The sequence below is a fragment of the Streptomyces griseorubiginosus genome (genome assembly GCF_036345115.1).
Taxonomy (GTDB): Bacteria; Actinomycetota; Actinomycetes; order Streptomycetales; family Streptomycetaceae; genus Streptomyces; species Streptomyces griseorubiginosus_C.
Genome location: NZ_CP107766.1, coordinates 8,999,104 through 9,024,109 on the forward strand (window position 1 = coordinate 8,999,104; position 25,006 = coordinate 9,024,109).

General features: G+C 71.5%; 25 protein-coding genes. 10 read left to right on the plus strand and 15 right to left on the minus strand.

From position 1 onward, the window contains the following. Positions 1 to 106: 106 nt before the first annotated feature. Positions 107 to 1,384 (minus strand): streptophobe family protein, encoded by a 1,278-nt coding sequence (locus OHN19_RS40530; protein ID WP_330268998.1) that lies wholly within the window; start codon positions 1,382 to 1,384, stop codon positions 107 to 109. 170 nt (positions 1,385 to 1,554) lie between these two features. On the opposite strand from OHN19_RS40530, the gene OHN19_RS40535 reads away from it, so the two are divergent. Together OHN19_RS40535 and OHN19_RS40540 are read left to right on the plus strand one after the other, a co-directional pair. Continuing rightward, positions 1,555 to 2,814, plus strand: a complete 1,260-nt coding sequence (locus tag OHN19_RS40535) for a DUF6777 domain-containing protein (protein WP_330268999.1) — start codon at positions 1,555 to 1,557, stop codon at positions 2,812 to 2,814. 87 nt (positions 2,815 to 2,901) lie between these two features. Beyond that, positions 2,902 to 3,360 (plus strand): ATP-binding protein, encoded by a 459-nt coding sequence (locus OHN19_RS40540; protein WP_330269000.1) that lies wholly within the window; start codon positions 2,902 to 2,904, stop codon positions 3,358 to 3,360. Between the two features lie 89 nt (positions 3,361 to 3,449). Here OHN19_RS40540 and OHN19_RS40545 read toward each other — a convergent pair whose 3' ends face one another. Then, the gene (locus OHN19_RS40545) at positions 3,450 to 4,346 is read right to left on the minus strand and encodes an RNA polymerase sigma factor SigF (protein ID WP_330269001.1); all 897 of its coding nucleotides are present in this window, start codon (positions 4,344 to 4,346) and stop codon (positions 3,450 to 3,452) included. A 401-nt stretch (positions 4,347 to 4,747) separates the two neighbouring features. On the opposite strand from OHN19_RS40545, the gene OHN19_RS40550 reads away from it, so the two are divergent. Further along, positions 4,748 to 5,191 (plus strand): helix-turn-helix transcriptional regulator, encoded by a 444-nt coding sequence (locus OHN19_RS40550; RefSeq protein WP_330269002.1) that lies wholly within the window; start codon positions 4,748 to 4,750, stop codon positions 5,189 to 5,191. Between the two features lie 16 nt (positions 5,192 to 5,207). Here the strand turns inward: OHN19_RS40550 and OHN19_RS40555 are convergent, their stop codons facing one another. The 3 genes from OHN19_RS40555 to OHN19_RS40565 all read right to left on the minus strand — a co-directional run bounded on the left by OHN19_RS40555 (position 5,208) and on the right by OHN19_RS40565 (position 7,758). Beyond that, positions 5,208 to 5,810 (minus strand): ClpP family protease, encoded by a 603-nt coding sequence (locus tag OHN19_RS40555; protein WP_123758728.1) that lies wholly within the window; start codon positions 5,808 to 5,810, stop codon positions 5,208 to 5,210. A 1-nt stretch (position 5,811) separates the two neighbouring features. Beyond that, positions 5,812 to 6,435 carry an ATP-dependent Clp protease proteolytic subunit gene (locus tag OHN19_RS40560; protein ID WP_330269003.1) on the minus strand — a complete coding sequence of 208 codons (624 nt, stop codon included), beginning with the start codon at positions 6,433 to 6,435 and terminating at the stop codon, positions 5,812 to 5,814. 120 nt (positions 6,436 to 6,555) lie between these two features. Then, positions 6,556 to 7,758, minus strand: a complete 1,203-nt coding sequence (locus tag OHN19_RS40565; RefSeq protein ID WP_330269004.1) for an epoxide hydrolase family protein — start codon at positions 7,756 to 7,758, stop codon at positions 6,556 to 6,558. A 123-nt stretch (positions 7,759 to 7,881) separates the two neighbouring features. On the opposite strand from OHN19_RS40565, the gene OHN19_RS40570 reads away from it, so the two are divergent. Continuing rightward, positions 7,882 to 8,364 (plus strand): VOC family protein, encoded by a 483-nt coding sequence (locus OHN19_RS40570; RefSeq protein WP_123758725.1) that lies wholly within the window; start codon positions 7,882 to 7,884, stop codon positions 8,362 to 8,364. A gap of 7 nt (positions 8,365 to 8,371) precedes the next feature. Here the strand turns inward: OHN19_RS40570 and OHN19_RS40575 are convergent, their stop codons facing one another. The 6 genes from OHN19_RS40575 to OHN19_RS40600 form a co-directional block, all read right to left on the minus strand. Continuing rightward, positions 8,372 to 9,271 carry an SGNH/GDSL hydrolase family protein gene (locus tag OHN19_RS40575; protein WP_330269005.1) on the minus strand — a complete coding sequence of 300 codons (900 nt, stop codon included), beginning with the start codon at positions 9,269 to 9,271 and terminating at the stop codon, positions 8,372 to 8,374. An 83-nt stretch (positions 9,272 to 9,354) separates the two neighbouring features. Next, on the minus strand, positions 9,355 to 11,013 hold the full coding sequence (locus OHN19_RS40580) for an ATP-binding protein (protein WP_330269006.1): 1,659 nt from the start codon (positions 11,011 to 11,013) through the stop codon (positions 9,355 to 9,357). Positions 11,014 to 11,086: 73 nt separating this feature from the next. Continuing rightward, positions 11,087 to 11,761 (minus strand): response regulator transcription factor, encoded by a 675-nt coding sequence (locus OHN19_RS40585; RefSeq protein WP_330269007.1) that lies wholly within the window; start codon positions 11,759 to 11,761, stop codon positions 11,087 to 11,089. Between the two features lie 218 nt (positions 11,762 to 11,979). Beyond that, positions 11,980 to 12,858, minus strand: coding sequence for a geranyl diphosphate 2-C-methyltransferase (locus OHN19_RS40590; protein WP_330269008.1), 879 nt, complete (start codon positions 12,856 to 12,858; stop codon positions 11,980 to 11,982). Between the two features lie 50 nt (positions 12,859 to 12,908). Further along, positions 12,909 to 13,958 carry a family 2 encapsulin nanocompartment cargo protein terpene cyclase gene (locus tag OHN19_RS40595; protein ID WP_330269009.1) on the minus strand — a complete coding sequence of 350 codons (1,050 nt, stop codon included), beginning with the start codon at positions 13,956 to 13,958 and terminating at the stop codon, positions 12,909 to 12,911. Further along, positions 13,955 to 15,391 (minus strand): family 2B encapsulin nanocompartment shell protein, encoded by a 1,437-nt coding sequence (locus OHN19_RS40600; protein ID WP_330269010.1) that lies wholly within the window; start codon positions 15,389 to 15,391, stop codon positions 13,955 to 13,957. Before OHN19_RS40600 ends, OHN19_RS40595 begins: the two co-directional genes overlap by 4 nt. 267 nt (positions 15,392 to 15,658) lie before the next feature. Here OHN19_RS40600 and OHN19_RS40605 point away from each other — a divergent pair, with 267 nt between their 5' ends. The 3 genes from OHN19_RS40605 to OHN19_RS40615 all read left to right on the plus strand — a co-directional run bounded on the left by OHN19_RS40605 (position 15,659) and on the right by OHN19_RS40615 (position 17,577). Beyond that, on the plus strand, positions 15,659 to 16,459 hold the full coding sequence (locus tag OHN19_RS40605) for a VOC family protein (protein WP_330269011.1): 801 nt from the start codon (positions 15,659 to 15,661) through the stop codon (positions 16,457 to 16,459). 254 nt (positions 16,460 to 16,713) lie between these two features. Then, positions 16,714 to 16,836: a hypothetical protein gene (locus tag OHN19_RS40610; protein ID WP_330269012.1), complete on the plus strand. Its 123-nt coding sequence runs from the start codon at positions 16,714 to 16,716 to the stop codon at positions 16,834 to 16,836. A 45-nt stretch (positions 16,837 to 16,881) separates the two neighbouring features. Further along, on the plus strand, positions 16,882 to 17,577 hold the full coding sequence (locus OHN19_RS40615; RefSeq protein WP_330269013.1) for a ribonuclease H: 696 nt from the start codon (positions 16,882 to 16,884) through the stop codon (positions 17,575 to 17,577). Between the two features lie 67 nt (positions 17,578 to 17,644). On the opposite strand, the gene OHN19_RS40620 is transcribed toward OHN19_RS40615, so the two are convergent. The 3 genes from OHN19_RS40620 to melC1 form a co-directional block, all read right to left on the minus strand. After that, positions 17,645 to 18,097, minus strand: a complete 453-nt coding sequence (locus OHN19_RS40620) for an SRPBCC family protein (protein ID WP_062032140.1) — start codon at positions 18,095 to 18,097, stop codon at positions 17,645 to 17,647. Positions 18,098 to 18,167: 70 nt separating this feature from the next. Beyond that, positions 18,168 to 19,004: a tyrosinase MelC2 gene (gene melC2, locus OHN19_RS40625; protein ID WP_330269014.1), complete on the minus strand. Its 837-nt coding sequence runs from the start codon at positions 19,002 to 19,004 to the stop codon at positions 18,168 to 18,170. A 62-nt stretch (positions 19,005 to 19,066) separates the two neighbouring features. After that, positions 19,067 to 19,411 (minus strand): apotyrosinase chaperone MelC1, encoded by a 345-nt coding sequence (melC1, locus tag OHN19_RS40630; protein WP_330269828.1) that lies wholly within the window; start codon positions 19,409 to 19,411, stop codon positions 19,067 to 19,069. Between the two features lie 340 nt (positions 19,412 to 19,751). Here melC1 and OHN19_RS40635 point away from each other — a divergent pair, with 340 nt between their 5' ends. The 3 genes from OHN19_RS40635 to OHN19_RS40645 all read left to right on the plus strand — a co-directional run bounded on the left by OHN19_RS40635 (position 19,752) and on the right by OHN19_RS40645 (position 23,186). After that, positions 19,752 to 20,978 (plus strand): FAD-dependent monooxygenase, encoded by a 1,227-nt coding sequence (locus tag OHN19_RS40635; RefSeq protein ID WP_330269015.1) that lies wholly within the window; start codon positions 19,752 to 19,754, stop codon positions 20,976 to 20,978. Positions 20,979 to 21,084: 106 nt separating this feature from the next. Further along, positions 21,085 to 22,578: an MFS transporter gene (locus tag OHN19_RS40640; RefSeq protein ID WP_330269016.1), complete on the plus strand. Its 1,494-nt coding sequence runs from the start codon at positions 21,085 to 21,087 to the stop codon at positions 22,576 to 22,578. Beyond that, a complete protein-coding gene (locus OHN19_RS40645; RefSeq protein WP_330269017.1) occupies positions 22,575 to 23,186 on the plus strand; it encodes a TetR family transcriptional regulator in 612 nt (203 codons plus the stop codon). The genes OHN19_RS40640 and OHN19_RS40645 overlap by 4 nt, the downstream gene beginning before the upstream one ends. Here OHN19_RS40645 and OHN19_RS40650 read toward each other — a convergent pair. After that, a complete protein-coding gene (locus tag OHN19_RS40650) occupies positions 23,183 to 24,829 on the minus strand; it encodes a cholesterol oxidase substrate-binding domain-containing protein (RefSeq protein WP_330269829.1) in 1,647 nt (548 codons plus the stop codon). The genes OHN19_RS40645 and OHN19_RS40650 overlap by 4 nt on opposite strands. Positions 24,830 to 25,006: the final 177 nt, after the last annotated feature.

Below are 25,006 nucleotides of genomic sequence, written 5' to 3' on the forward strand. Positions count from 1 at the left end.
CACGACCCGTTCACCATGACCGCCAGCCCCTTGGAACGCGCGCACCCAGCCGGTCACCCTCCCTGTCCGGGGTCGGACAGGTCCCCGTCCCTGACCGAGCCCCGCGTCACCCCGCGACCGGCTTGAGCTCTCCTTTGCGGCGGACCGGTCGGGCCAGCAGGGCGCCCAGGAAGCCGGTGACCAGGCCCCACAGGGCGCCCAGGGCCAGCGCGGGCCACAGGTCCGGCTTGAGGAACAGTTTTCCGCCCAGGCCGCCGCCGAGGTCGCCGATGCCGAGGACCGACAGGCCGTACCGCGCGGAGATCCGGCAGAGCAGGCAGATCATGAGGACGGTGAGAACCAGGGCGACCGCCAGGTGCACGGCGTGTCGCCAGGCGCGGACATGGGCGGGGGAGCGGGCCGCCATCAGGAAGGCGACCGCGAGCAGCAGGACCGCGTCGACGGCCAGGAGCCACCAGATCCGCTCGTCGTGCTCGGAGAGCGTGCGCAGATTGAGCGCCTGGGTGTCCTCCGAGCGCAGCACCTCGTCCAGGACGTGCGGCATGGGCAGTCCGAACGGGCCCTGCACCCTGCCGTTCCAGGTGGCGCCGAGACCGATGGTCAGGGCGAGCCAGACCAGGTTCGGCATGCCCAGCAGGATCACCGCGAACGTCTCCGGCACATGGCCGCGGCTCACGGCCACCACCAGCGCGACGAGGGTGCCGAGGACGACGTACGCGAGCAGCAGGACCACCATGGCGTGCGCCGCCGGACGCACCGACTCCTGGAACGGCAGCAGCCGCCCGGGCAGCGGAGCCCGGCGCGACACCAGCAGGGCCAGGATCAGCACCCCGGCCAGCCACAGAAGGCCGAAGAAGAGGGTCGGCGGCACATCGGTCCTGAACCCGACCTCGGGCGAGACACCGAAGACATCGCCCAGGTCACCCAGCGTGTCGTCGCCGAGGGACAGCTGGAAGTCCTGCCGGGCCGCGTACGCCACCGCGAGCAGCGCGAGCAGCCACAGGACGGCGACCCTCGCGGCCCACCCGGCGAGTTCCCGGCCACCGGCGACAGCGCGGTGCCGCAGCGGACGCAGGAAACCCGCGCCGAGCACCAGCGCGCCGACGAGGGTGACGGAGAGCGGGATGACGGTGAGCCCGGCCGCGCTGTCCGCGAGTCCTCCCGCACTGCCCGACAGCTCGACGGTGCCGCCGACGGCCGTGACGACGGTCGCCATGACGACCCGGGGAAACGCCTGGTCCGGAAGATCCGCCGCCCCCGCCCCCCACAGCCCCAGCGCGGCCACCACCACCATGGCGGCCAGTGCCGTCAGGACCGTGAGGACGGCCTGCGCCCAGCCGTGCCGAGCGACGACTGCCTGGTCGGAAGGGGAGTGGGGGCTCACCCTGCCACGCTAAGCAGCCCCGCGACCGCTCGCCTGCCGGGAGGGCCGTCCGCGTCCGCTTGCGAGCGGCACCGGACCGGAGCAAACAATAGGTATGTCGCGGAGAATGCGGCCAAATCGGGGCAATTGGATCGCGTGCCGCAGGAGTCCCGCGTCGGGAAGAAGAGCTCGTGAGCGTCGAACCGCCCTCGTCGGGCCGCCCCACCGGGCCGCCCTCAGGCCCGCTGTCGGGCCCCTCGCAGCCGCCGTCGGGCCCGCCCTCGCAGCCCCCGGGCAGCGGCGGAGGGACATCCGCGCCCGAACCCCGCCGCCCGTGGTGGGGATCGGCCCCCCGGGTCGCGCTGATCGCGGCCGCGGTGGTCGCCGCCGTGGTCCTCGCGGTCGTCTTCACCCGCTCCGACGGCGGCTCCACCGCGGCCGGGGGCGACGGCGAGGTCTTCCTCCAGGCCGCCGGCAAGACGGGCCCCGACCCGTTCACCGAGTCGACCGCGAAGGACAGCTCGGTCCCGCCCGTCCCCGCCTCCCCGACCGGCTCCTCCGAGCCCGCGAACGCCGTGCGCGGCGTGGACGGCGGCGCTCCCGGTCTCTACGGCGGCACCCGCAACGTCTCCAGCTGCGACGTCGAGAAGCAGGTCAAGGCACTCCAGGCGGACCCCGCCAAGAACAAGGCCTTCGCCTCGGTCGCCGGCGTGCAGCCGTCCGGAGTCCCGGCCTACCTGCGCGCGCTCACCCCGGTCCAGTTGCGCATGGACACCCGCGTCACCAACCACGGCTACCGCGACGGCGCCGCCACCAGCTACCAGGCCGTCCTCCAGGCCGGCACCGCCGTCCTCGTCGACGGCCACGGAGTGCCCCGCACCCGCTGCGCCTGCGGCAACCCGCTGACCCCGCCGGTCGCCCAGCAGACCGCCCCGAAGCGCACCGGCGACACCTGGTCGTCGTACCGCCCCTCGAACGTGGTCGTGGTCGCCCCCTCGACGACGGTCATCAACGTCTTCGTCATCTACGACGCCGACCACCACGACTGGATCGGCCGGCACCGCGGCGACACCGGGCACAAGGACCACAGGACCGACCCGCCGGCACGGCCCTCCCCCTCGGTCACCATGTCGACACCGACGCCCCCGACGAGCCCCAGCACACCGACGTCACCGGCATCCCCGTTGCCCTGCGTCTCGCTGCCGGCCGGAGTCACGACCCCGACCGGGACCCCCTCCGGCTCCGCCAGCCCCTGCCCGCCGAGCTCCAAGCCCCCGTCCTCGCTGGTCCCGAGCCCGCCCTCGTCCGAGCCGCCCAGCAGCGAGTCCTCGGGTGAGGAGCCCCTCGCACCCGACTCCTCGGCACCGCAGCCACCGCTCGCCTCCGACACCACGGCCGGAACGACCGGCTCGGCGCGCCTGTCCGACGTCTCCGTGCCCCCGGCAGTGTGACGCGTCCCCGGGACTGCGGCGCGCGGCTCGGGGTACGAGCACTGATGCAGCAGCGTCCGGCCAGTCCGGCATCCGAGAGAGAAAAGCATGATCGAGCACCTGGACGGGGCAGTGATACCGACTGGTTTCGACGTGCCCGTGGAACCGCTACGGCAGGCGGCGCACTACACGGGCGAGCCGGGATGTATCGCCGAGGCACGGGGTTTCGCCGCGCAGTTCCTCGGCAGGCTCAGAACCGAGTGGTGCGCTGCCATCGGTGGCCGGGTCGAGGAGGAGGTGCTCCTCGTCGTGAGCGAACTCGTCACCAACGCCGACCGGCACAGCAACGGGCCGTACATCCTCGAACTGGAGGGCACCGACAGCGCGGTCGTCGTCACGGTCTACGACAGCAGCGCCGCCCTGCCGCGCCGGTTCCCCCGCGATCCCGAGCGCATCGGACGGCACGGTCTGGAGATCGTGCACGTGCTGGCGCGGGAAGTGGCGGCGGAACGCGTCCCGGTGGGCAAGCGGGTCCGCGCGGTGGTGGGCTTCGACGGCAAGGAGTGACTCGGCCGCGGGAGTGAGCGTGCGTCGCGCAGCGGGTGCCGTCCGTGGACGACACCCGCCTTCCGTGTCTGTGCGCCGGTGCGGCTCTGTCAGGCGCAGCCCAGCTCGCCCAGCATGCCCTCGCGCAGCCGCGTGATGATCCGCTTGATCAGCCGGGACACATGCATCTGGGAGCAGCCGAGCCGCTCACCGATCTCCGACTGGGTGGCCTCCTCCACGAACCGCATGTGGATGATCTGCCGGTCGCGTTCGCTGAGCTCGGCCATCAGCGGCGCGAGCGACTGGAAGTCCTCGACGAGCCGCAGCCCGTCCTCCTCCACGCCGATGAAGTCGGCCAGCACCGCTTCGCCGCCCTCGGGGCCGTCGCCGGTCAGGGCGGCGTCCAGGGACGAGGAGTTGTAGCCGTTCGAGGCGATCTGCGCCTCGACGACCTCCTTCTCGGAGATGTTCATCAGGGTGGCGAGCTCGGCCACCGACGGATCGCGGTCCAGGCGGCTGGCCAGCTCCTCACGCGCCTTGGCCAGCTCGACACGCAGCTCCTGAAGGCGCCGGGGGACGTGGACCGCCCAGGTGGTGTCACGGAAGAAACGCTTGATCTCGCCGACGATGTACGGCAGCGCGAACGACGTGAACTCCACCTCGCGTGACACCTCGAACCGGTCGATCGCCTTGATCAGGCCGATCATGCCGGTCTGGACGATGTCCTCCATGTCGTCGCCGCGGCCCCGGAACCTGCCGGCCGCGAACCGCACGAGGGACATGTTCATCTCGATGAGGGTGTTGCGCGCGTACTGGTATTCGTGCGTGCCCTCTTCGAGCTCCGTGAGGCGCTGGAAGAACTGGCGGGACAGCTCCCGCGCGTCCCGCGGTGCCACGGCCCGCGGTTCCTCGACTCCCGGCAGCGGTGTCCCACCCGTCCTGGTCCCGCTGGCGTGCTCGGCGACCTCTGTCTTCGAGCGGTTCACGGCGGTGACGGCGGTATGCATTACCTCTCCCACGAAAGTCACGGCTCGACGTCTGCCTCTTCGGCCTGGGTTGTGTCAGGTGCTGAAAGCGATCAGCGGCCACTCGGGTACCCGGAACGCGTCGACGTATGCGTCACCGGGCCACCGGCTTCACGAAATCTGCCCGCAGCTCCCTCGCTCTGCGCGTACCCGAGGAGTGACGGCACATGCCCGCACGGTTCGCCGACGGCGCAAAATCGCTGGTCCCGCCCCGCGTGATCCCCGTGGGAGAGGAGTACGGCGGCATCCGCAAGCAGTGTGAACGGCGTCCCCGTCGAACAATGTGGCCGGATCTCGCCGCTCGGGGCCACGCGCGGGCCGTGTCCACTCAGGGCGGAACGCCGCCCCCTTCCCATCGCCGCCCCTGAATCTAGGCTGAGCGGGTGAGCAACGAAGCGCCGAACCAAGCCCGCGTGATCCCCCTGCGCCCGCAGTCCGTGCGCCCCGGGATCGCCCGCCCGGTGTCCGAACGCCCCGCCACGGCACCGCTGCGCCCGATCGCACCGACGGAACCCGCCCCGAGCCGGGCCCGGGAACCGCTGTGGCGGGACCTCGTCGGAGACGTCCTGCGCCGTGAGCGCCTCGCCCAGGAGCGCACGCTCAAGGACGTCGCCGACGCGGCCCGCATCTCCATGCCCTACCTCTCCGAGGTGGAGCGCGGCCGCAAGGAGGCCTCCTCCGAAGTCCTCGCGGCCGCCGCCCACGCCCTGGGCCTCGGCCTCGGCGACCTGCTCTCCCTGGCCCAGGGCGAGCTCACCCGGCACTCCGCCCGCACCCGGCGCGCGGTGCCGGGATCGTCGTACGACGGGATGTGCCTGGCGGCCTGACGCGGGAGCCGGCGCCTCAGACCGTCACGAGGCGCCGGCTCACCACCTCGTCGGCCAGCCCGTACGCCACCGCCTCCTCGGCGGTGAACACCTTGTCGCGGTCCATGTCGGCGCGCAGCGTGGCGATGTCGTGGTGGGTGTGCCGGGCCAGCACCTCCTCCACCTGGGAGCGGATGCGGACCATCTCCTTGGCCTGGAGGGCGAGGTCGGAGATCGCGCCGCGGTTGCCGCCGGAGGCGGGCTGGCCGAGCAGCACGCGCGCGTGCTCCAGCACCAGCCGGCGTCCGGGATCTCCCCCGGCCAGCAGGACGGCCGCGGTGGAGGCCGCCTGGCCCACGCAGAGCGTGGAGATCGGCGCCTGCACGTAGGTCATGGTGTCGTAGATCGCCATCAGTGAAGTGAACGATCCGCCGGGGGAGTTGATGTAGATCGAGATCTCGTTCTCCGGTGCCGCCGACTCCAGGTGCAGCAGCTGGGCGATCACGACGTTGGCCACCCCGTCGTCGATCTCGGTGCCGAGGAAGATGATCCGCTCCGAGAGCAGGCGGCTGAACACGTCGGAGGAGCGCTCTCCGTGCGCGGTCCGCTCGACGACGTACGGAATCGTGTAGTTCGCCATGTCAGAGCCCCATCCGTCGCCTGGAGGCGGCCGGGCGGACGTCGGCGAGCGACGCCACGACCTGGTCCACCATGCCGTACTGCTTGGCCTCCTCGGCCGTGAACCAGCGGTCGCGGTCGCCGTCGTGGGCGATGGTCTCCGGGGTCTGGCCGGTGTTCTCGGCGAGAAGACGCTCCATGGTCCGCTTGCTGTGGTCCAGGTTCTCCGCCTGGATCTCGATGTCGGCGGTGGTGCCGCCGATGCCCGCCGACCCCTGGTGCATCATGATCCGCGCGTTCGGCAGGGCGTACCGCTTGCCGGGCGTGCCGCCGCACAGCAGGAACTGGCCCATGCTGGCGGCGAAGCCCATGGCGAGCGTCGACACGTCGTTGGGGATCAGCCGCATGGTGTCGTAGATGGCGAGGCCCGCGTAGACCGAGCCGCCGGGGCTGTTGATGTACAGGCTGATGTCGGTGCGCGGGTCCTCCGCGGACAGGATCAGCAGCTGGGTGCAGACCCGGTTGGCGGAGACCTCGTCGACCTGGGTGCCCAGCAGCACGATGCGCTGGGCGAGGAGTTGGGCCGCCAGGTGGTCGTCGAAGCGGGTGGGAGGGGTGTCCCCCTCCTCGGCCCTGATGGCAGTCATGGGCTGTCCTCGGGGTCGTAGGGATGCCGTCGCATCCACTGTTGACCTCGGACGCCGCCGGGCCACGATTTCTCTGCCCGGAGCAGATTCGCCACGGGCAGAGCGTGGGCCCCGGGACGTTCAGCCCTTGTCGCGGAGCTGCCGGAAGAACGCCCGTACGTCGTCCACCAGCAGGTCCGGCTCCTCCATCGCGGCGAAGTGGCCGCCCCGGCCGAGCTCGGTCCAGCGCACGATGTTCTCGGTGCGCTCGGCCTTGTGCCGCAGCGGCACCTGGATCTCCGCGGGGAAGAGGGCGAGGGCGGTCGGCACGGTCGACGGTTCGGTGGGCCGGGCCGCGCGGTCGCCGGTCGCGTGGGCCCGCTCGTAGTAGATCCGGGCGGCCGAACCGGCGGTCCCGGTCAGCCAGTACAACATCACGTTGGTCAGCAGGCGGTCCCGGTCCACGGCCTCCTCGGGCAGCTCGGCCGAGTCCGTCCACGCCTGGAACTTCTCCACGATCCAGGCGAGTTGGCCGACGGGGGAGTCGGTGAGCGCGTAGGCGAGGGTCTGCGGCCGGGTCGAGTGCAGCACGGCGTAGCCGGTGCCCTCGCGCGACCACTCACTCCACCGCCGCCACGACTCCAGGGCCCGCTCCCGATCCGCGGGCCCGAGCGTGGCCAGCTCCTCCTCGGTCGGCTCCTGGGTGGCCTGGGCGCCCGGCAGCAGATTGAGGTGGACGCCGATCACCCGCTCCGGGTGGGCCCGGCCCAGCTCCCTGGAGATCGCCGCGCCCCAGTCCCCGCCCTGGGCGCCGAACCGGTCGTAGCCGAGCCGCGTCATCAGCTCGGCCCAGGCGCCGGCGATCCGGCCCGCCTCCCAGCCGGTGTCCGCGGGCGGCCCGGACAGCCCGAAGCCCGGAATGCTCGGCACGACGACGTGGAAGGCGTCGGCCGGGTCGCCGCCGTGCGCCGCCGGATCGGTCAACGGGCCCACCACGTCCAGGAACTCGACGATCGAGCCCGGCCAGCCGTGCGTGATGATCAGCGGGGTGGCGTCCGGCTCGGGGGAGCGGACATGGGCGAAGTGGACGGTCGACCCGTCGATGACGGTCGTGAACTGCGGCCACGCGTTCAGCTCTGCTTCGGCGGCGCGCCAGTCGTAGGAGTGTCGCCAGTGCTGGGCGAGTTCGCGCAGGTAGCGGGCCGGTACGCCGTACGCCCAGCCGGTGTCCGGGAGGTCGTCCGGCCAGCGGGTGCGGTCGAGCCGGTCGTGGAGGTCGTCGAGGTCGCGCTGCGCGATGTCGAGGGGGAAGGGCTGGACGAGGTCGGTGCGCGGTGACGTCATGCGGGGATGCTAGTCCGCGTGGGTGTATAGGCCACCTGGATTGTTCCTGCGCGCGACCGATGAGTTCCGCGGCGAGGATCGGTCGACACAGATGACCGTACTTCCACGCCACAGGAGGAACCCATGGCGAGCAGGCCCTTCACCACGTGTCTCTGGTTCGACGGCCAGGCCGAGGAGGCCGCGCACTTCTACGTCTCCGTCTTCAAGAACTCGAAGATCGGCAGGGTCACCCACTACCCGGAGGGCGCGATGCAGCCCGCCGGCACCGTCCTGACCGTCGACTTCACGGCCAACGGGCAGGACTTCGTCGCGCTCAACGGCGGACCCGAGTTCAAGTTCACCGAGGCGGTCTCCTTCCAGGTCTTCTGCGCCGACCAGGAGGAGATCGACTACTACTGGGCCAAGCTCACCGAGAACGGCGGCGAGCCCGGCCCCTGCGGCTGGCTCAAGGACCGGTACGGCCTGTCCTGGCAGGTCGTACCGGAGGGCCTGGCCGACATGGTCGCCGACCCGGACCCGGAGAAGGCGGCCCGGGTCACCAAGGCGTTCATGGCGATGGGCAAGTTCGACCTCGCGGCCCTGGAGAAGGCCTACGCGGGCGAGTGACCCCCGCTCAGGACGAGCCGATCACCCGGGTGACCTCTCGCGCCATCCGCAGGATGCCCGGGGAGCGGACCGGGCACGGCTTCGGCGTGGACGTCGTGGGCGCCAGACAGAAGTGCAGGTAGTCCTTGCCGTAGTGCAGGGCCGTACGGTCGCGGGCCGGCTCGGTGCAGTACTCGGGGTGCTCGTGCTCGTAGGCGGTGCAGGGCAGGTACTGCGTCCACGAGTAGCGCGCCCCGGCGGGGGCCACGGTCGCGCCCGCGTCGGCCACGAGGTCGCCCGAGGCGGCCGCCTGCTCCTCGTACAGCTCGTTCACGCGCCGGACCCGGTCGGGGGTGATCGGGTCCGGGCCCTGCGCCACCCACACGATCCGCGGCCGGTGCTCCCCGCCTGCCGCGGCGATCTGGTCGGTCAGCCGCTTCAGGTCTGCCCGGTACCTGCTGAAGTACTTCTGCGGTGCGGCGGCGTGGCTGATCCCGTCCATGCACCAGGTGTAGCCCCACGCGTTGCCCCAGAACTGGAGCACCACGTAGTCCGGGTGCAGCGCCCGGACCAGCGCGGCCGCCTTGTCCCGGTCGGGCACCAGCGACTTCTCCCCGGTGCCCTCCAGGTAGTCGCAGAGCGTCGTGCCCGAGTACGGCGCGCTCGTGTACGTCGCCCGCAGCTCGCGGCGCAGCTCCTGCCCGAGCACCCGCTGGGCCTCCATGGCGAGGGAGTCGCCGAGATAGAGCACGCGCGGGGCGACGACCGCGGGAGCGGCGCTCGGCGAGGCCTGGGACCGCTGATGCGTGGTGGCCGCCCGCGAGACGTCCGGGGTGGGCGGCGCCTTCTCCGGCCCGTCCGAGGGGTCGCCGCACGCGCCGAGCAGCAGAACTCCGGTCAGCACCACCACGATCCACGGTGTCCGCATGCGCGACTCCCGCCCCGGTCGCCGAAAAACGGTTCCCCAGGCAAGCACAGCCGGGCCGCGGGCGGAAGACACACGGCCCCGGTTCAGTCACCGCCCGGGCGCTCCAGGAACTCCATCAGGTCGGTCAGCGGCAGCGGTTTCGTCAGATGGGCGTCGAAACCGGCCGCCCGGGACAGGGCGCGGTCGGTGCCCCGGCTGAACCCGGAGACGGCGATCATGCGCGGCCGCTCGCCGCCCGGCCGGGCCCGCACCCGGCGGGCGACCGTGTAGCCGTCGATGTCCGGCAGCCCCAGATCACACAGCACGACGTCGAAGAGCCGGGTCTCGGTCGCGGTGAGCGCGGCCGTGCCCGTGTGCACGGTGGTCACCTGATGCCCCTGCCGCTCCAGCAGGGTGTGATAGGTCGCGGCCAGGTCCTGGTTGTCCTCGACGATCAGGACGGACAGCCGCGGGGGTACCGACCGGGGCGTGGCGCGGGGCGGTGGTGGGGCCGCGGAGTCGACGGCGGGCAGGGTCACGGTGAACGTCGCCCCCTTGCCGGGCCCTTCGCTGTGCGCGGTGACGCGGCCGTGGTGCAGTTCCACGATCGTCCGCGCCACGGCGAGCCCGAGCCCCAGGCCCTCCGGGGTGTCCGGACCGGCCGGGGCCGCCCGCATGAACACCCCGAACAGCTCCTCGGCCTGACCTGGTTCGAACCCGATGCCGTCGTCCCGGACGGTCAGCCGTGCCTCGCCGTCCCCGGCCGTGAGCCCCACCTGGGTGCGCCCGCCGGGCCGGGTGTACTTGAGCGCGTTCGACAGCAGGTTCGTCAGCACCTGCGCGAGCCGCAGCCGGTCGCAGTCCACGACCAGCGGCGCCTCCGGCAGCCGTACGTCGAGCGTGCGGCCGTCGTGCGCGAACAGACCGCGGATGTCCGCGCACGCCCCCTCGACGACCGAGCGCACGTCCACCGGCTCACGCACCAGCTCCAGGCGGCCGGTCACCGCACGGGTGCCGTCCAGCAGGTCGTTGCTCATCCGGGCCAGCGTGCCGAGCTGCCGCTCCAGCACGGCCAGCGCCGGATGCCCCTCCGGCATGTCCAGGGCGAGCAGTTCGGTGGCCGCGGTCGCCGCCGCGAGGGGGTTGCGCAGCTCGTGGGAGAGCGTGGCGATGAACCGGTCCTTGGCCCGCTGCTCCTCCCGGAGCCGGCGCCCGGCCGCGTCGAGTTCGGCGTTGGCCCGGCTCAGCTGCTCGTTCACCTCGCGGATCTCCCGCGCCCGCACGAACAGGTCGATCTCCATGCCCTCCGCGCGCATCTGCGCGTCGGCGACGGCCCGCCGCTGCTCCCGGCCCACCTTGCGCAGATGCACGAACTCCGTGACGTCCTCGACCCGGTGGACGACGTGGGTCACCCGCCCCTCGTCGTCCAGGACCGGCGCGTTGACCGGGCTCCAGTACCGCTCGGCGAAGACCCCCTCCTGGTCTGTCGGGATGTCGTAGCGCTGGAGCGCCATCGTGTCCGTACGGCCGCTCGCCACGACCGTCTCCAGGGAGCGCCGCAGATTGGCCACGCCGTCGGCGGTCGGGTCCCCGGGGTTGTCCGGGAACACGTCGAAGACCGGCCGCCCGACGATGCCGCGGTCGGTGCGGGTGGCCGTCAGATAGGCACGGTTGACCTCGACGATGACGAAGTCGGGGCTGAGGACGAGCAGCGGGGACAGCAGGGAGTCGAACAAGCGCCGGAAGTCCGGGGCGTCGGGCATGGGCGCACCTCCTGGCCGGGCCGGTGTCTCGGGGATCGCCGTCTCGGTGATCGCTGTCTTTGGGATCGCCGTCTCAGGGATCGAGGCGGTAGCCGTAGCCGCGGAGCGTGGTGATCCGCGGGGCGGGGGCGGGCAGTCGGGCGAGTTTGCCGCGCAGCCGGTACACGTGCTCGACCACGGTCGCGGGCTGCTGCCAGGACGCACCCCAGATCCGCTCCAGGAGCTGCTCCGCGGAGAACACCCGCCCGGGCGCTCCGGCCAGCAGTTCCAGGAGGGCGAACTCCTTCGGCCGCAGCGTCAGCGGGACGCCGTCCACGGAGGCCTGCCGCGCCGCCGTGTCGACGAGCAGCGCGCCGGCCCGGATCACCGCCGGCGCGTCCGGGGGCTGCGAGCGGCGCAGCACGGCGTGGATACGGGCCACCAGTTCCCGCTGCGAGAACGGCTTGACCAGGTAGTCGTCGGCGCCGATCTCCAGCCCGGCGACCCGGTCCGCCTCCGCGCCGCGGCCGGTGACGACGATGACCGGAAGCCTGCTGGTGGACCTGAGCGCCCGCAGCAGTTCGAGCCCGCTGCCGTCGGGAAGACCCAGGTCCAGGACGGCCAGATCGACACCGCTCTCGTGGAGCACGGACTTCCCGGCGCGGGCGTCCATGGCCCAGGTGACGGTGAATCCGGCGCGCTCCAGATAGGAACGGCACATCAGTGCGAAGTCGGGGTCGTCCTCGATCAGGGCGAGGTGCGGGCGCATTCCGCATCACCTGGCCCGCCCGGCACCCGCCCGTTGTGTCGCTGATGAGCGGGCGTTGATGCCCAGACCATGTGGCGAAGGTAGAACAGGAGACACCACGGTTCAAGGGGGGAGCCGCCCGGGGGAGTTCCGGCGCGGACACGTGCGGTGCGGGGATGTCGGCACCTGCGCACGTGTCCGCGCCGGAGCGAGGGCCCCGGTTTCGACCGGGGCCCGGTTCACACCCGGTCGGCCGCGATGAGCAGGTACTGGAAGCTGCCGTTGCGGTAGGCGGTCAGGAAGGTGTCCTCGATGCCCGTGACCAGGTGGTCCGCCTCCTTGCGCAGCTCCCAGTAGGGCAGCGCCGCCTCGGTGAGATCCTCCACGTGCACCGGCACCAGCCGGTTGCGGGCCATGGCGCGGAAGTACTCCGAGCGGGGATGGATGTCGCAGATGTAGTGGGCGTTGATGAGCGACACCTCCCGGGAGGCCCGGCCGTAGGTGTCGTTGTAGCAGCCGGTGACCACCACGTAGCGTCCGCCGCGGCGCAGCAGCCGCGCGTGCTCGGCGAACAGCAGGTCCAGCTCGACGTACATGCTCGACTCGTTGTTCCAGGAGGCCGCGTACGCCCCGGAGGCGAACCCGGTGTCGAGCATGTTGCGGTGGTGGTAGCGCACCCGGTCGTCGATGCCCCGCTTGCGGGCCTGCGCGTTCGCGAACTCGGCCTGCTTCTCGGAGATGGTCACCCCGTCGGCGTGGCAGCCGTACCGCAGATGGGCCACGACACTGCCGCCGCCGCGGCCGCACCCGGCGTCGAAGACCCGGTCCTCGGGGGAGAGCGGGCCGAGCCGGGCGGCGAGGAGCTCGGCCTGGTTGTGTTCGAGACGGTGCAGTTCGGCGGTGATCCGCTCACGCCGCCGGACCGGATCCGGCTCGTCGAGGACCGTGCGGTCGGCCTCCCCGACGCCGTAGTGGTGGTGGTAGAGGCCGTCGAGCTTGCCCAGTTCGAGGTTGACCGGGTTCTCCTCGGCGTTCCAGTAGTCCGCGACACGGCTCTGGTACGTCGACTGGGTCGGCACCTGGGCGGCCCTGGTACCGGCGTGGGGGGTGATGGTCAACGGTGACTCCTCGTGCTGGTGGGTCTGACGTTCTGTCATGCGATGGCCTGTCACCAGTAGTTGGGCAGGTGGTAGCGGTGGCTGTTGGTGGCGTGCCACTCGTGATTGCCGGCCACCCAGTCGGACAGGCTCCGGGTGTAGCGCTCCACGAGCGGCGAGCCGGCGGACAGCAGGGCGGACTCCTCCTCGAAGGCCGCCATGATCCGGTTGTGGATCTCGACCGACTTCAGATAGGCGGCCTTCAGTCCGCACCGGTCGTTGGCGGCGACGACCTGCGGCAGGTTGAGGTGGGTGGGGTCGCTCGCCAGTTCCTTGGTGAAGGAGTAGAGGTCGTTGACGATCGTGGTGGCGTTGCAGGCCAGCGCCGTGACCCGCTGGATCTCGGGACGGGCGTAGAGCGCTTCGGGCAGTTCGTAGCCGTCGACGGCGTCCACGATCGACAGACAGGGCCGGAAGTTGTTGAACTGCCGCATCACCAGGTACTCCCAGATCCGCGGCACGTACCTGGTCTCCGCCCAGGCGGCCTCGGCCAGGTAGCCGAGGTGCAGTCGGGCGATGTCGTGCACGAACCGGGTGGTCTGGCTCGGGGTGGCGAGGGCGGCGTAGTCCTTCAGGGCGAAGTGGTAGGAGCGCAGGGGCCCGTCGGCCTGTACGCCCTCGCGCCACTCCGCCTCCAGCTCGGGGACGCCGTGGTACGGGTCGATCGCCGACTGGGCCATGATCAGCCGCCCGCCGAGGCCCCGGCGGGCCCCGCCGCGGCCCTCGTCCTCCTCGCAGTAGCAGGAGTCGACGACGTTCTCGGCGAGCAGCAACTCACCGGCGACCGTGAGCCGTTCGAGGTCGGCGGCCCCGGGATGCTGGAGGACCACCGCCCTGCCGAACTGGAACCCCGAGAAGTCCCCCTTCCATGCCTCGGGGAACAGGTCCAGACGCCGGGCCCAGGCCTCCAGCCGACGGTCGATCTCCGCGGCCTTCACCGGGTCGGCGGGGCCGACCTGCCGGTGTCTCAGGCCCGGGATCGCCCCGCCCCGCTGTGGCGTGCGCAGACTGCTCGCGATGTCCGGCGGACCGGGCAGGGGCCGGGGACTCGTCGCGGTCACTCGGCCGTCCGGCCGATCTGGGCGTTCTCCAGGATCCCGACCGCGTCCGGGACGAGGATGGCCATGGAGTAGTAGGCGGTGACGAGGTAGCTGATGATCGAGTTGGCGCCGATGCCCATGAACCGCACGTTCAGGCCCGGTTGGTACTCCTCGGGGATCCCGGTCTGGTAGAGCCCGACGGCACCCTGGTCGCCCTCGCCGGTGCGCAGCGCGATGATGCTGCTGGTGTGCTGCGGACTCACCGGGATCTTGTTGCACGGGAAGATCGGCACCCCGCGCCAGGCCGGGATCTCGTGCCCCTCGACGTTCGCGGTGCCCGGCACGAGCCCACGCCGGTTGCACTGCCGGAAGAACGCCGCGATCGCCTTCGGATGGGCGAGGAACAGCTTGGTCTTGCGGCGCATGGCGAGCAGTTCGTCCATGTCGTCCGGGGTGGGCGGACCCGTGAAGGTGCTGACGCGCTGACCGTGGTCGGCGTTGTGCAGCAGTCCGAACTCCCGGTTGTTGACCAGCTCCCACTCCTGGCGTTCGCGGATCTCCTCGATGGTCAGGCGGAGTTGCTGCTCGGTCTGGTCCATCGGGTGGTTGTAGAGGTCGGCGACCCGGGTGTGCACCCGCAGCACGGTCTGGGTGAGCGACAACTCGTACTCGCGCGGGGCGAGTTCGTAGTCGACGTACCCGCCGCCGATCGTCGGTTCCCCGACGTGGCCCGCCTGGACGGGGACGTCGGCCTCGCCCTTGCGGTTCATCGGCAGGCTCTGCCGGCGCGCGTAGGCCTCCAGATGCTCCGCGAGGGAGGGCACGCGCTCGGTGAACTCCGTGACCACCGACCAGGGCAGGGCCAGGACGGTGGCGGCGGTCTCGGCCCGGACCGAGCTCAGCCACAGCGGGTCGGGCTGCCCTATGGCCTCGTCGCCCATCTGGGCGCCGTCGGTGACGACACCGACGATCTCCTCCTCGCCGTACTTGCCCTCGGTGAAGCGGGTGAAGCGGCCGTGCACGACGAGAAAGGCCTCCGTGACCGGCTGCCCGGCCTCGACGAGGACCTGGCCGGCGCGGACCTCCCGGACCCGGAACCGCGTGGCGATCTCCTCGAGGACGTCGAGGTCCGAGTAGCCGCGCAGGACGGGGAGTTCGGTGAGCGTCCGGGGAATGACCCGGATGTCGTCGGCGCCGTTCTGCTCGAACTCCACCCGCCCCCGGCCCACCTTGAGCTGGAGGCGCCGGTTGACCCGGTAGGTGCCGCCCTTGACGTCCACCCAGGGCAGCATGCGCAGCAGCCAGCGCGAGCTGATGGCCTGCATCTGGGGTTCGGTCTTGGTGGTGGTCGCGAGCTGCCGGGCGGCCCGGGTGCTGAGGCTGGTCGGTGCGGCGGGGGAAGGGGGGTCGGATTCGTCGACGGCGGGGCCGGTGGCGCTGTCCGGTGTGGACACGTTCCCTCCTGGGCGGTGAGTGGGCTGGCCATGCGCGTGTACCAGCCAAACAGCCCGGGTCGCCGCGGTTCAGGGCGTGAAGGGGGCGGCTTCACGACAGGGAAGGTGTAAACCTGCCTGGTGAGGCAGTCGGCGCCCCGTGAGTGCCCGCGCGCCCCGCTGGGCGACTCGTGCACCAGTGCGGGATCGTCCGCTCAGCGCGCGCTCGGACGCACCCGTGACTAGCGTGAGGAATCGGACCTGCCACCGATTCGGAAGGCCGCGATCATGGCCGTACAACCTGAGGGAACCCCCATCTGGGCCGATGCGATGTTCACCGACGTCGAGGGGGCCAAGAGCTTCTACGGCGACGTCCTCGGCTGGACCTTCGGCGAGTCGTCGTCGGAGTACGGCAACTACACGCAGGCCTACGCCGACGGAAAGGCCGTGGCCGCGGTCGTCCCGCCGATGCCCGGCCAGGAGGGGCAGTCGCAGTGGTGTCTGTACCTCGCGTCGCCGGACGCCGCCGCCACCGCCGGCAAGATCCGTGAGCACGGCGGCGAGGTGCTGATGGAACCGATGCAGGTCGGCGACTTCGGCACGATGTGCCTGGGCCGCGACCCGAGCGGGGTCGTCTTCGGCGTGTGGCAGGCGGGCACCCACGAGGGGTTCGAGGCCCCGCCCGAGCAGCCCGGGGCGTTCTGCTGGGCCGAGGTCTTCACCCGCGAGCCCGAGAAGTCCGACACGTTCTTCCCCGCCGTCTTCGGCTACAGCGCCAAGCAGATGCAGGACGACGCCATCGACTTCCGGATGTTCAACCTCGGCGACAACACCGTCCTCGGCCGCATGAAGATGGGGGACGACTTCCCGCCCGAGGTCCCGGCCTACATCAACGTCTACTTCACCGTCGACGACTGCGACGGCGCCGTCGCCCGCGCCACCAAGCTCGGCGGTGTCCTGCGCTTCGGCCCGATGGACACCCCGTTCGGCCGGTTCGCGGCACTGAGCGACCCGCAGGGCGCGAGCTTCTCGGTGATCGACGTGACGACGACCCAGGGCGAGATGCCCCAGGTCACCGACGTACCCTGACCGACCCGTGCCCGTCGTCCCCGCGACGGCGGGCCCGTGCCGGTTCCCTGCCTCAGCGGCCCCGTGTCGGCGTCCGCGTCCCTCACCCACCTCTGCGGGACGATCGCCCTGTGCGTCGTCGGCCTGGTCATCGCCAGGGACGCCCTGCGGGCGCGGTTGCGCGAGGCGGGGGGCCGGGGAGTGCCGGTGCCGCGGAGTGGCCGGCTGTCTCGCCGCCCAGCGGGCACGGGGGACGGGTCCCGGCCGACGCCGACGTGAACCTGCTCGCCCCCACCCTCATCGGAGCCGCGCATCTGCTCTTCACCGACGCCGAGGACGCGGCGCCCGGGACCGAAGAGGTCCGCAGGGTCGTGGCCGCGGTCGTCGCGGTGGGGTGACCGGGCGGCGGCAGTGGGGTGACCGGGCGCCCGTCCGCTCATGGCATGATCGAGCGCATGCGTGAACGACTGGTGGCCGCGTGCGACGGGGCTTCGAAGGGAAATCCGGGACCCGCGGCCTGGGCCTATGTGATCGCCGACGAGAGCGAGACCCCGGACCGCTGGGAGGCCGGGCCGCTCGGCAGGGCCACCAACAACGTCGCTGAACTCACCGCGCTGGAGCGGCTGTTGGCGGCAACCGACCCGGACGTCCCGCTGGAGATCCGGATGGACTCCCAGTACGCCATGAAGGCGGTCACCACCTGGCTGCCCGGCTGGAAGCGCAACGGCTGGAAGACCTCCGCGGGCAAGCCGGTCGCCAACCAGGACCTCGTGGTCCGCATCGACGAACTGCTCGACGGGCGCTCGGTCGAGTTCCGTTACGTCCCTGCCCACCAGGTCGACGGAGACCCGCTCAACGACTTCGCGGACCGCGCGGCCAGCCAGGCGGCGATCGTCCAGGAACCCGCGAGCAGCGCCCTCGGTTCCCCCGTGCCGCCGCCGTCCCCGGACACCCCGAAAGCCGACCGCCCCGCCCGGGCCAAGTCGCCCAAGCGGAGCGGTGGTTCGTCGTCCCGTACGATCAAGGCCAAGTTCCCCGGCCGGTGCCTGTGCGGACGTTCCTACGCGGCGGGCGAGCCCATCGCCAAGAACGCCCAGGGCTGGGGGCACCCGGAGTGCCGTACGGAAGCGGCCGATTAGGACCTGTCCGGCGTACGAGAACGGCCGGTGAGGGCCTGACCGGTTGGGCCGGGCAGGCCCGCGGCGGTCAGATCACCGCCCCGCGCCACTCGCCGGTCTCCCGGCCGCGCTCCTCGATGAACGTCTTGAAGCGCTCCAGGTCACCCTTGGTCTGCCGCTTCACGAAGCCGAGCTTGTCGCCGACCTTCTCGGTGATGCTGTCCGGGTGGAAGTCCATCTGGAGCATCACCTTGGTGTGGCCCTCGTCGAGCCGGTGGAAGGTGACCGCACCGGCCTGCTTGGCCTCCCCGGCGATCGTGGTCCACGCGACCCGCTCGTCCGGGATCTGCTCGGTGATCTCCGCGTCGAACTCCCTGTGCACCCCGTTGACGTTGGTCACCCAGTGCGTGAGCGTGTCGGTCCGCTGCTCGATGCGCTCGACCCCGCTCATGAACTCGGGGAAGGTCTCGAACTGCGTCCACTGGTTGTAGGCGGTGTGCACCGGCACGCCGACCTCGATGGATTCCTCGACCTGCGACACGGGTGAATCCCTCCTTCGTCTTCTCGGTGTGTGGGGCGCGGGTACCGCAGGTCCTGGAGGGCAAACCGGCTCAGGACGACTCTTGTTCGGTGTCGAAGGTGTAGTGGCGGGTGTGGTCCAGCAGGTCGGAGGGGCGCACGTCGTTCCACGGCTTCATGGTCTCGTCGAGGTCGACGACGTCCCGGGTCCCCGCCGCCGGCACATAGCGGGAGTCCGGATGCCGCCGCTGCCACTCGGCCCACAGCTTGTCCACGTAGGCGTGGTGCAGCCAGAACACCGGGTCGTTCGGGGAGACCCCGGTCGCCATCTGCCCTCCGACCCACACATGGACCCGGTTGTGCAGATTGACCCCGCGCCAGCCCTCCAGATGGTTGCGGAAGCCGTCCGAGGCGCTGTTCCAGGGCGCCATGTCGTACGTCGCCATGGACAGCACCGACTCCACCTCGGCCCGGGTCGGCAACTCGCGTACACCCGTGCCGAGGGCGCGTCGGAGATAGGTCCGGCCGTCGACGCGCACGCTGATCGGCCAGTTCCCCGTGGCCTCGGCGAACGGTCCGTCCATCACCCGCCCGTCCCGGCTGCGCCCGGTGCCGCCGAGGAAGTCGGGCGCCCACAGCGAGGCACGCGTCGAGCGGTCGGTGCTCCAGTCCCAGTAGGGGAGTGCGACCGAGGCGTCCACGGACTGGAGGGCGCGTTCGAAGTCGAGCAGGAATCTGCGGTGCCAGGGCAGGAAGGAGGGCGAACGATGGCCCGTGCGCTCCCCGGCGTCGGTGTCGGCCATGATGAACCCGTTGTGCGTGGTGACGAACGTGTCGTAGCGGCCGGAGCGCTTCAGCTCCACGACGGCGGCGACGAACCGCCGCTTCTCGTCGGCGGTCAGGGCGGCCTGGTTCTTGCGGACGGTCATGTGTGCGGATGCTCCAAAGGGGCGTTCAGGGTGTTCAGTGCGTTCAGGTCGGTACGGGGCGGTCAGCTGGCGGGGAACGGCAGCAGCCGTGCCCCCTGGAGCTCGTCGACGGCGGCCCGTGCGGCGGCACGCGGGGTGGGCACCGGGTCGTAGTGGCTGACGACGCTGATCCAGGTGCCGTCGGCGTTCCGCATCACGTGCAGTTCCACGCCGTCGACCGTGACGAGCCAGCCGCCGTGGTGGCCGCCGGTGGCCCGGCCCTGTATCCGGCGCCCCTTGTAGACCTCGTCGAAGGCCTCCGGCGACCCGTGATGGTGGTCCTCGGCGGACGCCCGCGGGGCGGCGACGGTCGCCGCGGCGAGGGCGGCCGTAGCGGTGAGCGCGGTTCGGCGGGTGAGTTCCGGCAGGCGGTGTTCCTCCTGAGTTGACGGACTCCGCATGCCTATCGGCCCTGCCGAGAGCGGGAGAAATCACTTGAGACCGGTTGGCTGTGATCCAGACAATTCCTTACATGTCGTACAGCGTTGAACAAAGATGATCTTGCTGTGGAGAGGGTTCTCGGGAACCCGGACGGAGGAATTCCTTCGCCCGTGGACCGTGGATTCGATGATCCTTTGCGGGCGGACCCGCAGGCAGTGGCCCGCCTCACGTGCGGAAAGTGACGCGATCCGAAGCGCGGGCCCCACGGCCCCCGACTGCTACCCTGCGTTGCCAATCGACCGCTTTGGGTAATGACTAGGGGTGCGCGTGAAGGTCGCCTGTGTCGGCGGCGGGCCCGCCGGCCTGTATCTCTCCATCCTGCTGAAACAGCAGGACCCGTCCCACGACATCACTGTCCACGAGCGCGACCCCGAGGGCTCGACCTACGGCTGGGGCGTCACCTACTGGCGCGGACTGCTCGACAAGCTGCACGCCCACGACCCCGAGTCCGCCCGCGCCATCGAGGAGGCCTCGGTCACCTGGAGCGAGGGCGAGGCCAGGGTCCGCGACCTCGTCACCCGGCGCCCCAGCGACCTCGGTCACGGCATCGGCCGGCACCGCCTCCTGGAAATCCTCGCCGCACGGGCCCGCTCGCTGGGCGTAAAGCTGGAGTTCGAGCGCGGGATCGCCGCCGGCGACCTCACCGCCGGGGACCTCTCCGAGGCCGACCTCGTCGTGGCCGGCGACGGTGTGAACAGCGCCCTGCGCACCGCGCACGCCGACCACTTCGGCGCCGAGATCAAGGAAGGCCGCAACCGCTACATCTGGCTCGGCACCGGCAAGGTCTTCGACTCCTTCACCTTCGCCTTCGTCGAGACCGACCACGGCTGGATCTGGTGCTACGGCTACGCCTTCGATCCCGGACACAGCACCGTCGTCGTCGAGTGCGCGCCCGAGACCTGGACCGGCCTCGGCCTCGACCGCGCCGACGAGGCCGAGGGCCTCGGCCTGCTGGAGAAGCTGTTCGCCGACATCCTCGACGGCCACCCCCTGATCGGCCGCTCCGCCGGCTCCGGCCGCGCCCAGTGGCTGACCTTCCGCACCCTCACCAACCGGACCTGGCACCACGGCAACCTGGTCCTCCTCGGCGACGCCGCCCACACCACCCACTACTCCATCGGCGCCGGCACCACCCTCGCCCTGGAGGACGCCGTCGCCCTGGCCGAGGCCCTGCGCGAGCACACCGACCTGCCCCGGGCCCTCGCCCGCTACGAGCGGCAGCGCACCGGGGAACTGCTCTCCATCCAGAGCGCGGCCCGTTACAGCGCCCAGTGGTACGAGAACCTGACGCGCTACATCGACCTCCCCCCGGAGCAGATGTTCGCCCTGCTCGGCCAGCGGCACTCGCCCCTGCTGCCCTATGTCCCGCCGCAGCTCTACTACCGGATCGACAAGGCCGCCGGGCAGCTGGAGGCGCTGCGCAGGTTCAAGCGGTGGCTCGGGCCGAGGGTGGCGCGGAGCGTGCACGCGCGGGAACTGTCCTCCCGCAAGTAGCGCCGGCCGGCCGTAGGCTCGAAAAAGCGACTGGGGTGAATGCCGATTCACCGGTAAGGTGAATCGGCATTCACCCCACGTTCACGTATCGCATTCCGGAGCGCCGATGGACCAGCAGGGCCCGATACCCCCGCGCCCGACATCCCCGCCACGCGGAGCAGGCCCGCGCGCCAGACTGACCGTGCCGGTCCTTGCGATGTGCGGCACGCTCATGGCGGTCATGCAGACCGTGGTCGTCCCGCTGCTGCCGGACCTGCCCCGGCTGACCGGCTCCTCGGCCGGAGCCGTCTCCTGGATGGTCACCGCGACCCTGCTGTCCGGAGCGGTCCTCACCCCGGTCCTCGGCCGGGCCGGAGACATGTACGGCAAGCGCAGGGTACTGACGGCGTCCCTGGCCCTGATGACGCTCGGCTCGGTCATGTGTGCCCTGTCGTCCGACATCACCGTGCTCATCGCGGCCCGTGCCCTGCAGGGCGCCGCCGCCTCCGTCGTACCGCTGTCGATCAGCATCCTGCGCGACGAACTCCCGCCCGAGCGGCGGGGTTCCGCGGTCGCGATGATGAGTTCCACCGTCGGCATCGGCGCCGCCCTCGGACTGCCGCTGGCCGCGATGGTCGTGCAGTACGCCGACTGGCACACCATGTTCTGGATGACCAGTGCCCTCGGCGCGCTGGGAGTGGCGGCCGTGTGGTGGGCGGTCCGTGAATCGCCGGTCCGGCAGCCGGGCCGCTTCGACGTCTGGGGCGCCCTCGGACTGGCCGTGGGCCTGGTGAGCCTGCTGCTCGGGGTGTCCCAGGGCGGGCAGTGGGGCTGGGGGAGTCCCCGGGTGCTGGGCCTGTTCCTGGGCTCCGCCGCCGTACTGACCCTGTGGTGGTGGCGCCAACTGCGCACCGAGCAGCCCCTGGTGGACCTGCGGCTCGTCACCCGGCCACGGGTGGGCCTGTCCCATGTGGCGGCCCTGCTCACCGGCTTCGCGTTCTACGCCAACTCCCTGGTGACGGCCCAGCTGGTGCAGGCGCCGGAGGCCACCGGCTACGGACTCGGCCTGTCGATCGTCGCCACCGGCCTGTGCCTGCTGCCGGGCGGTGTCACCATGCTGCTGTTCTCACCGCTGTCGGCCCGGATCTCCACGTCCCGCGGACCACGCGTCACGCTCGCCCTCGGCGCCGCGGTCATCGCGTGCGGCTACGCGCTGCGCATCGCGGACAGCCGCGACCTGTGGATGATCATCCTGGGCGCGACCGTGGTGTCCACCGGCACCACCCTCGCCTACTCGGCGCTGCCCACCCTGATCCTGCGGGCCGTCCCGGCCGAGCAGACGGCCTCCGCCAACGGCGTCAACGTCCTCATGCGCACCATCGGCCAGGCCGCCTCCAGCGCGGCCGTCGCGGCGGTTCTCGTGCACCACACCAGCCCGGTCGGCGGTGTTCCCGTGCCCACGCTGCACGGCTATCTGCTGGCCTTCGCGATGGCGGGCGCGGTCGCCCTCGCGGCCTGCGCGGCGGCCCTCACCATCCCCGGCGACCCGGCCTCCGACGGACCGCGCGGGGCGAAAGACCGAACCCGGGGCGCGCGGGACGAGGCGATGGAGGGAGCATGAGTGCCGTGAGCACCAGGCCCCCCACCTCCACGCCCCCCACGTCCACGCCGCCCGCCCCGCCCGCCCGCCGGGACGCCGAGGCGACGAAGGCCGCCATCCTCCGTGCGGCCCGCTATCTCCTGGCCCGCACCCCCCACGCCGACATCACCCTGAAGGCCGTCGCCGAACGCGCCGGTGTCAGCCCGCCGTTGATCGTGAAGTACTTCGGCAACAAGGACACCCTCTTCGCCCGCGTCATGTCCTTCGAGTCCGACGCGACGGCCCTGCTCGACGCCCCCCTGGACGAGCTGGGCCGCCACATGGTCCGCCATGTCCTCACCAGCCAGGCCGAACGCGGCGCCGACCCCCTGCTGCGGATCGCCTTCGCCCCGGTGCAGGGCGAACACGGGGACGTCCTGCGCGTCAACTTCCGCACCCAGGTGGTCGATCGCCTCACGGGGCGGCTGGAGGGCCCCGACGCCGGTCTGCGCGCCGAGCTGGCGGTGGGTACCCTCCTCGGCCTCGGGGTGATGTACGGCATCGCCCGGGGCACCGAGCTGAGGGCGGCCGCCCTGGAGGATCTCGTGGACCGTTATGCCCCCACGGTGCAGGCGCACTTGACGTCCTAGCGGAACAACCGGTCCAGGAACGCGTTGCCGAACACGCCATGCGGATCGAGGCGGTCCAGCACCCCGGCCGCCTGCCCCCACACCGCCTCCCCGAACGACCCCGGGATCGTGGTGCCGAGCACCTCCGCGTCCTCCCACACCGCGTCCTCCGTGTAGGCCCACCCCTTGGACCACTCGACGCGCGTCCCGTCGTAGCCCTCGAACAGGAACTGCTCGATCTCCCGCAGGAAGGCCTCCGCGTACGGCGTCCCCGGCAGGGTGAGGATGTCCAGCCACACCGCCGTGTCGCGCTCCGGATGCGCCGCGTCCGCCCGCAGCGCCGAGAGCAGCGGGGCCCGCGCTCCCGCCAGCTCGACCTCGTCCGGGTCGTCTAGCCCGGTGACCCGGATCTCGACGGTGCTGTTGACGGGGAAGCGCCCCTGGGCCGTGTACGCGGCCAGGCGCTCCCGGTAGAAGTCCGTGAACTCGGAGACGACCCGCTGCACCTGGTCCCGCGAGGTCAGCACCGCGTACCCGTTCGCGGTCACCCGGAGCGTCGTCGGCCTGATGTACAGCAGCGTGTTCTTCGACGGCCCCCAGATGTCCGCCGACAGCGTCGCGGTGAGCCCCACGGTTGCCACGTCCAGCTGCGCGTTCCCGAGCACCGGTGCCAGGTACCAGGCCGCGTCCGACACCATCCGCCCGGCCAGATCGGCCACCAGGGTCGGCACGTTGTCGGAGAAGGGGTAGTTGTACGGCGATGTCACGCGCCGCGAGGTCAGCGGCTTGGTGGGCGCCACGCTCCACACCTTCAGCCAGGGGAACTCGGTGAAGGCGAACCAGATCGCCTCCACGCGCCCGGCCTCCGCCAGGAAGCTCGCGAAGGTCCGCCCGTCCGCGCCGGGAGCCGCGAAGAGCTCGGCGGCCGGGATGTCGACCCGGCTCACACACCGCAGATTGCTGTTCGCCCCGACCCGCAGGACGACCTCGGTGACGAAGGCACGCCCCAGATGCGCGAGCAGGGCGGCGCTGTCGGCCTCGGCACGGCCGAACTCCCGCAGGGCATAGGCCCCGAGGTCCTCGTCCCACACCACCGCCGTCAGCGACAGGACACGGTTGCTGAGCGAGCCGTACGTCTGCCCCGGCAGCCGCTGCTCCCCGTCCGCCGGGACGGCGGTGCCGTGCGCGTCGATCGCCAGCGCCCCGCCCAGCGTGAGGTCGCCGGGCGCGGGCGCGGCGGTGACCCCGAGTCCGTGCCCCTCCAGATAGGTGAGCAGGGCCTCCAGCGTGACGCCGGTGCCGGCCCGGACCTCGGAGGCCGAGTCCAGGGACAGACCGGTGAGGTGGGAGGCGGTGTCGACGAGGAGGACGGGCGCGTCCGAGGCCGTGCCCTCCGTGATCGTCAGGGGCGACCAGCCGTGCGAGGAGCCCCGGGCGCGCACCCGCCAACCGTGCCGCCAGGCCCAGTTGACGACCTCGACCACCTGGTCCGGCCCCGTCGGCGCACAGGCCCACAGCCCGTCCGCGGTGATCTCGCCGACCCAGTTCCGGTACGCCGAGCGGTAAAGGGCCACACCGGCCGGGAAGTCGGGCAGCTCCTCGGCCGCTGCCGCCGGATCAGCCGGCAGCAGGATCGGTACGGCGGCCAGGGCGGCGGCACTCATGAGGAAGCCGCGACGGGACCAGGACGGGGTGTCCCGCGGGTGGTCGCCCGGGTGGTTGCCGGGATGGTCGCCGGGGTGGTTGCTCACTGAACGATCGGTCACGGGATCACGCTAGGCGGACGTTGACACGTGCATGCCTTACGGCGAAGGGTGTCACCCGTGTGAGTGAAACATTCA